Consider the following 2,964-nt stretch of genomic DNA (forward strand, 5'->3'; position numbering starts at 1 on the left):
AAAACTAAAAGTTTGCGAACACAACGAACATTGGTACTTACTGCTGTTATGCTTATGCTTTCAATAGGTAACTATTTCGCAATATAGGAAAATAAAAATATAAGGGCAATACAGTTTCTTTCTATTTTTGTAATTGGTATGCTCTCCGGTTTACTGATAAGGGATTTGTTTATAAAATTCAAAAAGCCTTAATAGAAAACAAGCCGCTTTATCAGCGGCCGTGTTATAAATTGACGATACCCGTATTTTATTTTTTAGATGCAATTATTTTCTTTGTAAACTCAAGTTCTGTATCCACACCATTTAATTTATCAGCAATGGTGGGTATTACTTTATAGTCTAAAAAATGCACAGGGGGTATTGTATAAGCTTTTTCCCCACTGCCGGTAATAGGTATATTTAGTTTCACTTTACTATTGGGCAACAATAATTCTACGCCCCAGCCACCACTGCCCACACCTGCGTCCGAATCATCCCCGTTATCTTCGCCAATTACTTTTATAAAGCCATTGCTTTTTTTGATCTTGTCTTTCAGCATACCGGCAAATGCGAAGCCTGCAGAAAACGTTAACCCGTTTTGCAATAAATATACATTGCCGTTAAAAGCATTGTGCATTAAAGGCTTTGCCCTGGTATCATGCTCTGTGTATTCTGGTTTTAGCTTGAAACGCCCTTCCGGGGTTTTATCTATTAATGCGTAAGGGCTGTCTTTAAATACCTGCAGCAACTGCCTGTTGCCATCATTCTGAATCACACATTGGATGTAAGTGAACTTGTCACTCTGCAAATAAGCAAGGCCGCCATTTTTATTCTCTTCTATTCCCCTGAAATAACTAATAGCAGTTTGCCAGGAATCATCGCCGCCCTCATTGTTGCGAACGTCCACCACAAGGCTTTTAATATCATCTGCTTTTATTTGTACAAACATTTTTTTCAGCACCTTAACCAATTTAATACTGTCGGTATCAAAGCGCTGGGTAGAAAATGTTTCCATCTTACAGTAACCAATACCTTTTGCTTTATCCAGTACTTTATAACTAAATAAAGTATCCCAGTTGTTGATTAATTTGTCCGTTTGCTGCTTGTATCTGTCTGCAATCGTCTGTGGCAATTCAGCATTCGCCACAACTTGTATTTTTATTTTAGATTTATATGGAATGATACCCAACCTGTAACTTGTTTCTGTTGGATACAGCACCTTGTACAGGTAATGAAACTGAAAATAGAAACCCAGCATTTTATATTTAAAAGTAGTGTTGCGGCCATTGGCAAAAATATATTGTAGCATTTGCTTATTCAGGCTGGCAATTGTTTTACCGTTGATGCTTACAATTTCGCTGCCTTTGATAATTTTTTTATTGTTGCTGCAATTGTTAAGTATGTATAACCGGTCGCCTAAATATTCCATTATAAATGGCAAATGTTTCCTATCAGCCGGCATGGCATTCATCTTATAATTGAGGCCCGGGTGGCGGTTTGTCCATTCTACTCCATCATGCCCGTGATGCAGTGCTGCCATACAAAAACGCACTTTGAGATAAAATTGTTCTACATCTTCCTGGTCTTTCAATGTCGCATACACAGAGTCGTACAACATATTAAGTCTTTCAGGTGTGATAAACCAGTAAACACCGGCGTGCATTTCCTGCATACTGATTTTAAAAATTTTAAAATCTTCCTGTTGCTGTGCCAGTGTAAGTTTTTGCTGGGCTATTGATGTGATACAAATGAAAAATACAATAGCGGTCGCTGTAATCATTCGTTTCATTATTCTGCAATTTTATAAGTAATAGTAAATGTATTGGGATTAAAATTCTTAATAAACAAATGCCCATCTGCAGGTATGGTTACTTCCTGGCTGCTCTTGGCCAGCAGCGAAGGGCTTACCCATTTCTCATTGCCATCACTTTTTACTTTGTATAATTCTACCGACTGGCTGGGCGATGAATTGGTAAGCAGTACGGTAAAACTGCCATGTTTAATATCCTTCCATATACGAAATTCGCCATTGGCAGAAATTTCAATTGTGCCTGTCTTTGGCTCTATATTAGTGATGCCATGCGAAGAAGAACAACCAATGAAAATTGAGCTGCATAACAGCAGGATTATAAAGAATGGTTTCATGTTTTTACTTTTTATTATTAAAAAAATATAGAACTTTTTATTTATTGGAATCAAATATTGCATTATAATAAGTGGTGTCTTTAACACTAAATACAACCCTGCGGTTGGGCTGTTCCTTTAGTTCGAAATCGCCATTTACAGTAAATTTTATTTCAACAAATTTGTAACCTGTAACTGCGGTAATTGTTGCGGTGTACAATGAATCTTTTTCTACTGATTTCAACTCAAAATCATTGTCCCAACTAAGCGGTTTTCCCTGTCCACGAATACCCACGGTTTTTATGTCTTTTATGTTTGATACTTTCAATTTTACCGCCACTGTCTTTGTATAACTTTTTTGCACGCAGCCCGCCAGCGAAAAAAGCAGCAGACTTACTAAAATGATTGAATACTTTTTCATGATTTGGATTTTTTGGAGATGAGATAATCAACACCAAACCTTCCGCTGCCAATTATCAGTGCATACAGGCTTACCCATGCAAAGCCTGCGGCGGGCAGCATGTTCCAGGCACCATTGCCCATTTGCTGCATAAAAATAGCCACCAGCATAGTGCATAAAATAAGAAAGGAAAAAATCCTTGTTTGCAGTCCCAATAGTAAAAAGATGCCGCCGACTGCTTCGCTAAAAGCACCCATCCAGGCGAAGAAGATGGGAAACATTTTAAAGATGCCGCCATACTCCGCCACATCAATGGGAAACCAGAAAGCTACTTCAAAAAAGCCGAGGTTATTATCTGCCGGGCTCCAGGGCAGGCCAAATTTGGCAGCGCCAAAGTTTGACGTTAACAGGTAGCCACAAACCAATCTTGGTATCAGCAGCAGCAAATCCTGCCACCAGGC

4 protein-coding genes are annotated in these 2,964 nt (G+C 38.5%); all 4 read right to left on the reverse strand.

The features are described from left to right. Positions 1 to 247 precede the first annotated feature (247 nt). Positions 248 to 1,768, reverse strand: a complete 1,521-nt coding sequence (locus tag H7254_RS12435) for a S41 family peptidase (protein ID WP_301933272.1) — start codon at positions 1,766 to 1,768, stop codon at positions 248 to 250. After that, positions 1,768 to 2,124: a hypothetical protein gene (locus tag H7254_RS12440; RefSeq protein ID WP_301933273.1), complete on the reverse strand. Its 357-nt coding sequence runs from the start codon at positions 2,122 to 2,124 to the stop codon at positions 1,768 to 1,770. The genes H7254_RS12435 and H7254_RS12440 overlap by 1 nt, the downstream gene beginning before the upstream one ends. A 37-nt stretch (positions 2,125 to 2,161) precedes the next feature. After that, on the reverse strand, positions 2,162 to 2,524 hold the full coding sequence (locus tag H7254_RS12445) for a hypothetical protein (protein WP_301933274.1): 363 nt from the start codon (positions 2,522 to 2,524) through the stop codon (positions 2,162 to 2,164). Then, positions 2,521 to 2,964: DoxX family protein (locus tag H7254_RS12450; protein WP_301933275.1), on the reverse strand; the 444-nt coding region annotated here is incomplete at its 5' end. The genes H7254_RS12450 and H7254_RS12445, both read right to left, overlap by 4 nt.

Origin of the sequence: Ferruginibacter sp., assembly GCF_014377975.1 — a bacterium.
Lineage (GTDB): Bacteria > Bacteroidota > Bacteroidia > Chitinophagales > Chitinophagaceae > Ferruginibacter.

Coding starts and splice junctions, on each gene's coding strand:
- H7254_RS12435 (WP_301933272.1), bottom strand. CDS start 1,768: ATGAAACGAATGATTACAGCGACCGCTATTGTATTTTTCATTTGTATC.
- H7254_RS12440 (WP_301933273.1), bottom strand. CDS start 2,124: ATGAAACCATTCTTTATAATCCTGCTGTTATGCAGCTCAATTTTCATT.
- H7254_RS12445 (WP_301933274.1), bottom strand. CDS start 2,524: ATGAAAAAGTATTCAATCATTTTAGTAAGTCTGCTGCTTTTTTCGCTG.